This window comes from Rhodoferax sp. U11-2br, assembly GCF_018619435.1.
In the GTDB taxonomy this organism is placed as follows: Bacteria; Pseudomonadota; Gammaproteobacteria; order Burkholderiales; family Burkholderiaceae_C; genus Rhodoferax.
Genome location: NZ_JAHFZF010000059.1, coordinates 1 through 5,884, shown reverse-complemented (window position 1 = coordinate 5,884; position 5,884 = coordinate 1). Strand labels below are relative to the sequence as shown.

Below are 5,884 nucleotides of genomic sequence, written 5' to 3'. Positions count from 1 at the left end.
ACCCACCACACTGCCTGCCCCACCCCGGCTGGAAACACCGGCGTGGCAGCTGTTTTACAAGCAATATCAGGCTCCAGCCCTTATCCATCAAGGGCCAGAAGCTATCAAAAATGGTGTGAGCGAGGCACGTTCGTCTTACCCCTACCACCTGCCCGACTGGGCCGGGGGCGAAAGTGCCGCCCTGGCGCACCTGCGCCGCTACCTGGCCAACAAACAACCCCACAGCTACAAAGCCACACGCAACCAGCTCAGTGGCACCGGTTTTTCCAGCAAGTTCTCACCCTGGCTGGCCTGCGGGGCGCTCTCGGCACGCACGGTGTACGCCGAACTCAAGGCCTTTGAAGCCGAATGGGGCGCCAACGAGGGCAGCTACTGGCTGTGGTTTGAGCTGCTGTGGCGCGACTACTTTCGCCTGCTGCACCACAAATACGGCGTGCGGCTGTACCACGCACAGGGCTTGCGTGAGGCGCAGGCAGCCCAGGCGGGCGCGGGTGTCGGAGCAGGTCTCGGCGCAGCCTGGCGCCCGCACAACCCGCCCCAGCCGCACGCCACCACCGCTGGGTCGCCTAAGCTTGCACGCTGGTGTGCCGGGCGCACCGGCACACCGCTGGTGGATGCCGCCATGCGCGAGCTGCGTGCCAGCGGCTACCTGTCCAACCGCCTGCGCCAGGTGGTGGCGAGTTTCTGGCTGTTTGAGCTGGGCGGCGACTGGCGCGCGGGTGCGGCCTGGTTCGAGTCCCAGCTGGTGGACCATGACGTGTACAGCAACACCGGCAACTGGCTCTACATCGCCGGTCTGGGCACCGACCCGCGCGGTGGCCGCCAGTTTGACCTGGCCAAACAAAGCCGCGAACATGACCCCGAGGGCAGCTACCAGCGGCTGTGGTTGGCGGACTGATCGGGCGCCATGGCCCGCACCCACCGCCCGGTTTCAAACCCAACACAAGGCTAGCCACATGCCCACCACCGCCAACCCAACAAGCACCCACACCCTGCGCCTGATCCTGGGGGACCAGCTCAACCCGCAGCACCCCTGGTTTGCCCAAGTGGACGCTGGCGTGGTCTATGTGCTGATGGAAATTCGCCAGGAAACCGACTACGTCTTGCACCATGCGCAGAAAATCATTGCCATTTTTGCCGCCATGCGTGCGCTGGCGCACCAGTTGGCGCAGGCTGGCCACCGTGTGCACTACCTGCAGATCAACGACCCGGCCAACCAGCACAGCCTGCCCGCCAACCTGGGTGCGCTGATTGAGCGCTACCAGCCCCGGCAGTTCGACTACCAAGACCCCGATGAATACCGGCTGGACCAGCAGCTAAAAGACTTTTTTGCCGCCAGCCCTTATGCAAAAAGGGTCAACAGCTCCCAGGTCGATAGCAAACATTTCTACACCCAGCGCCATGAAGCCGCTGAGTTGTTTGCGCAGCGCAAGCAGTGGCTGATGGAGCACTTTTACCGCCACATGCGCCAACGCCACCGGGTGTTGATCGACGGCCCGGACAAACCCGCAGGCGGCCAGTGGAACTTTGACGCCGAGAACCGCAAACCTTGGAAAGGTGCGCCCCCCGAGCCGCCCGACCTGCGTCCGCGCCATGACCACAGCACTCTCTGGGCCAGCATCCAGGCGGCGGGTGTGCAGAGTTTTGGTGAACCCAGCGCTGACAACTTGCGCTGGCCGCTCAACCGCACTGAGGCATTGCAGCAGCTGGCGCACTTCATCAGCCACGCCCTGCCCCACTTTGGCGACTACCAGGACGCCATGAGCCGCAAGGCCTGGCGGCTGTTTCACAGCCTGCTGTCATTTGCACTGAACGTGAAGATGCTGAACCCGCGTGAGGTGGTGGAGCGGGTCGAAGCCGAGTGGCGCGCGGGCCGCGTTGAACTGGCGGCTGCCGAGGGCTTTGTCCGCCAGATCATCGGCTGGCGTGAATATGTGCGGGGCATTTACTGGGCGCAGATGCCGGGTTACGACCAGCACAATGTCTTTGGGCACAACACGCCGCTGCCAAAGTGGTTCTGGAGCGGCGAAACCCGCATGAACTGCCTGGCCGCCAGCATCACCGGCTCGCTGCAACACGCCCATGCGCACCACATCCAGCGGCTGATGGTGATTGGCAACTTTGCCTTGCTGGCCGGGCTGGACCCGCAGGCGCTGCACCGCTGGTACCTGGGGGTCTACATCGACGCGTTTGAGTGGGTGGAGCTGCCCAACACCCTGGGCATGAGCCAGTTTGCCGACGGCGGCCTGCTGGCCACCAAACCCTATGTGAGCAGCGCCGCCTACATCGACCGCATGAGCGACTACTGCAAAGGCTGCGCTTATGACAAAAAGCAGCGCCTGGGTGAGGCCGCTTGCCCGTTCAACGCGCTGTACTGGGACTTCTACCAGCGCAACGCCGACCCACTCAAAAAGAACCCGCGCATTGGCATGGCCTACCAACACATCGCGCGCATGGACGCTGACACGCTGGCGGCCTTGCAGGCACGCGCCAGCCAGATCCGTGGTCAGCTCGATACCTTATGAGGCGACCACGGGCGCCGTGCCGCACTAGCGGGCGCGCCGCTGCTCTCGCAGCATGAACAGGTACAAGCCTTCGACCTTCTCGCGCGCCCAGGGGGTTTTGCGCAAGAACTTCAGGCTGGACGACACGCTGGGGTCCAGCGCAAAACACCGCACTGGAATACGCTGCGCCAAGCCGTCCCAGCCGTAAAACTCGGCCAGCTGGGTGACTATCATCTCCAGGGTGATGCCGTGCAAGGGGTTACGTGTTTGCGCCGGTGGCGCTTCAGGTTTGGAAGAAGCTTGATTCATGTCAGTATTTTGACGGGTCTTGGTGCAACAATGCCTGCCCATCAACGTTGGACACACCATACCAGAGGCCAGGTGACATGAAAGCATTCCGCTGGGACCCCTGTTTTTTAACGGGCCTGCCCACCGTTGATGAGCAGCACCACTACCTGATCGACATCATCAACCAGTTTGGCGACGCGCTGATGCGCCCTCAGGGCGCCAGCGCTGGTGAGATCGAGTCGCTGTTTCAGGAGTTGCGACGTTACACGGTGTACCACTTCCAGGAAGAAGAAGCGCTGATGGAGAGTTCGGGGGTCTATCCCGGCCACATCACGCACCACCGCCAGCAACACGCGCAGTTTTTGCAGGACGTGATGCACATGCATGCCGGCATGGCCGGTGACAACCGCGAAGCCGCCACCGCCCTGCTGGCTTTTTTGTGCAACTGGCTGGCCTTTCACATCCTGGGCACCGACCGGCTCATGACCTGGCTGAAGAATGCGGCCCAGGCCGGCACCCCGGCCGAAGAAGCGCTTGAGGCCTTCAAGAAAACCCGCGACCCGGCCACTGCCACGCTGTTGCAAGCCATGAGCCAACTGGTCAGCCAGGTGTCAGAACGCAGCCGTGCCTTGTATGAGCTGAACCAGTCACTGGAAGCCCGGGTGGCGGAACGCACGCGGGAGTTGTCAGAGTTGAACCAGCGGCTGGAAACCCTGGCCATGACCGATGCGTTGACCGGCTTACCCAACCGCCGACTCGCCATGCAGGTGCTGGAGCGCGAATGGCAAACGGCGTCAGAACACGACGTGTCATTGGCCTGCATGATGATTGATGCCGACGGCTTCAAAACCATCAACGACAGTTATGGCCACGACGCGGGTGACGCGGTGCTGCGCCACCTGGCGCGCACGCTGCAACACTCAATCCATACCGACGATCTGTTGTGCCGCCTGGGAGGTGACGAGTTTCTGATCATCTGCCCCAACACCCCGCTGGCAGGCGCCTTGCAAACCGCTGAAAAACTGCGCCGAAAAGTCTCGGCACAGCGGGTGGCCGCCGGGGATGGCTTCTGGCATGGCAGCATCAGTGTGGGCGTGGCCGCGCGCCAGGCCGAAATGGGCCAAGCCCATGACTTGCTCAAAGCGGCAGACCAAGGTGTGTATGCCGCCAAAGCAAAAGGGCGCAACTGCGTGGCCAGTGTGCAGTCGGTGGCCGTTGCGTGAACAAATGGCCTGAAACCGGCCCAAACCAGCCCTGATCAACGCCGGTGCTTGGCCTCAGACAGGCGGCGTGCCAGCGCCGTCGTCCGCTGCCATAGCGGCCTTGCTGACCAGGGTGAACACCGGGTGCTGGTGGGTCAGCAGCAGGAACATGGCAAAAATGGGGCCTGGCATGTTGCGCGGGTCAGTGGCACTCTCCAGCGCCTGCCAGGTGCGCGACTGTTGGCCGCCCCGACTGCCCGGCTGCACCGGATAACCCATCAACAACGCCGCCTCGACCTGGCTCAAGCCGGCCCGGGTGCGCGCCGCCTTGAGTTCTTCACCTGTGGGGTCGGGCATAAGAAGGGTCTGGGTCATGGGTTTCCTCTGTGAATAACTGTGAGGGCGTGGCCGGTGGGTGCGGGCCCTGCAAGCACCTTGGCCAAGTCAGGATGACGTGGCGCCCTGCGCACAAGCAGGCCGATTGTGTTAAACCTGCGGCCATGAACGCTACCATCAAAATTGATTTTGTCTCCGACGTGTCGTGCCCCTGGTGCGCGATTGGTCTGAAGTCTCTCGAAACCGCGCTGGATCGCCTGCAGGATGAGGTCCAGACGGAGATCCACTTTCAGCCGTTTGAACTCAACCCGGACATGCCGCCCGAGGGCCAGGACATCACCGAGCACCTGAGCCAAAAATACGGCTCCACACCCCAACAGCTGGAACAGGCCTCAGAGGCCATCCGGCAGCGCGGCGCTGACCTGGGTTTTGAATTCGGCATGGGCAAACGGGATCGCATCTACAACACCTTTGATGCCCACCGCCTGCTGCACTGGGCCGCACTGGAAGGGCCAGCGGGCTCACAACACGCGCTCAAGATGGCGCTGTTTTCCGCCTACTTCACCGAGGGCTTGAGCCCGGCTTCCCATGAGGTGTTGTTGCAAAAGGTTGGTGAAACGGGGCTGGACACCGAACGTGCTCAAGCCGTGCTGGCGAGTGATGAATTTGCTGCCGAGGTGCGCGAAGCAGAACACTTCTATACCAGCCACGGTATCCGCTCGGTGCCAGCCATCATCCTCAATGACAAACATCTGATCTCGGGTGGGCAACCACCCGAGGTGTTTGAACAGGCCTTGCGGCAAATCGCCGCAGAGTTGGCCAGGTAAGCTGCCCCGCCGCAGCCAGGCCAGGTGCGGGGCTGCGGTCTGGCACCCACTCACACAGCCGCGGTCACCACCACCTCGATTTTCCACGCCGGGTCAGCCAGCGCCGCATGAACGGTGGCACGGGGTGGGGTCTGGCCGGGTACCACCCAGGTGTCCCAGACTGCGTTCATGCCTGGAAAGTCGGCCAGGTCCGCCAGGAAAATTTGGGTCATCAAGATCTTGTTTTTGTCACTGCCAACACGGGCCAGCAGCGCATCCACAGCGGCCAGAACCTGCGCCGTTTGCCCCTGGATGTCCAGGCTGGGATCGGTGGGTACCTGACCGGCCAGGTAGGCCGTGCCATTGTGGACCGCCACCTCTGAGAGACGACTTCCAACATCCAGACGTTTGATCATGTTTTCTCCATAAGGTGCTTGTTTCAAAACGCTTGGAGTGTATTCACTGGCCCAACTGCTGCTTGGTCTGAGCCTAGGGGTGCAGGCTGATGACTTGGCATGCTGCTTAAAAACTCTCCCAATCCGACTCCACCCCAGCCGCCACCTTGGCCTTGGCTGAGGCCGGGTTGTTGCTCAGCGCGGGCTTGGTCGCGGTGGCCTGGCTGGCTGGCGCTTTGACTGAGCCGCCCAGCTTCTTGGGTGTTTGCGCTGCTGCTGCCTTGTGCCCCAGCGACTGCGCACGTGGTGTGATGTCGCGTGGCGGGCGTTGGGCCATGGACAGTGCCTGGCCA

Annotated in this window: 7 protein-coding genes and 1 pseudogene; 4 read left to right on the top strand and 4 right to left on the bottom strand. The window is 62.6% G+C overall.

The genetic code is table 11. The annotated features are described in order from the left end of the window. Positions 1 to 898: FAD-binding domain-containing protein (locus KKO72_RS20635; protein ID WP_305849460.1), on the top strand; the 898-nt coding region annotated here is incomplete at its 5' end. A gap of 58 nt (positions 899 to 956) precedes the next feature. After that, a complete protein-coding gene (locus KKO72_RS20630; RefSeq protein WP_214943718.1) occupies positions 957 to 2,525 on the top strand; it encodes a cryptochrome/photolyase family protein in 1,569 nt (522 codons plus the stop codon). 24 nt (positions 2,526 to 2,549) lie between these two features. On the opposite strand, the gene KKO72_RS20625 is transcribed toward KKO72_RS20630, so the two are convergent. Further along, entirely contained in the window at positions 2,550 to 2,813 is a 264-nt protein-coding gene (locus tag KKO72_RS20625; RefSeq protein ID WP_214943716.1) for a VF530 family DNA-binding protein, read from the bottom strand. A gap of 77 nt (positions 2,814 to 2,890) precedes the next feature. On the opposite strand from KKO72_RS20625, the gene KKO72_RS20620 reads away from it, so the two are divergent. After that, positions 2,891 to 4,015 (top strand): GGDEF domain-containing protein, encoded by a 1,125-nt coding sequence (locus KKO72_RS20620; RefSeq protein WP_214943715.1) that lies wholly within the window; start codon positions 2,891 to 2,893, stop codon positions 4,013 to 4,015. 54 nt (positions 4,016 to 4,069) lie between these two features. Here KKO72_RS20620 and KKO72_RS20615 read toward each other — a convergent pair whose 3' ends face one another. Further along, on the bottom strand, positions 4,070 to 4,369 hold the full coding sequence (locus tag KKO72_RS20615) for a RodZ family helix-turn-helix domain-containing protein (protein WP_214943713.1): 300 nt from the start codon (positions 4,367 to 4,369) through the stop codon (positions 4,070 to 4,072). A 125-nt stretch (positions 4,370 to 4,494) separates the two neighbouring features. On the opposite strand from KKO72_RS20615, the gene KKO72_RS20610 reads away from it, so the two are divergent. After that, positions 4,495 to 5,157 carry a DsbA family oxidoreductase gene (locus tag KKO72_RS20610; RefSeq protein WP_214943711.1) on the top strand — a complete coding sequence of 221 codons (663 nt, stop codon included), beginning with the start codon at positions 4,495 to 4,497 and terminating at the stop codon, positions 5,155 to 5,157. Between the two features lie 50 nt (positions 5,158 to 5,207). On the opposite strand, the gene KKO72_RS20605 is transcribed toward KKO72_RS20610, so the two are convergent. After that, on the bottom strand, positions 5,208 to 5,552 hold the full coding sequence (locus tag KKO72_RS20605) for a RidA family protein (RefSeq protein WP_214943709.1): 345 nt from the start codon (positions 5,550 to 5,552) through the stop codon (positions 5,208 to 5,210). A 106-nt stretch (positions 5,553 to 5,658) separates the two neighbouring features. After that, positions 5,659 to 5,884 (bottom strand): annotated as a pseudogene (locus KKO72_RS20600) (hypothetical protein); the annotation flags it as partial.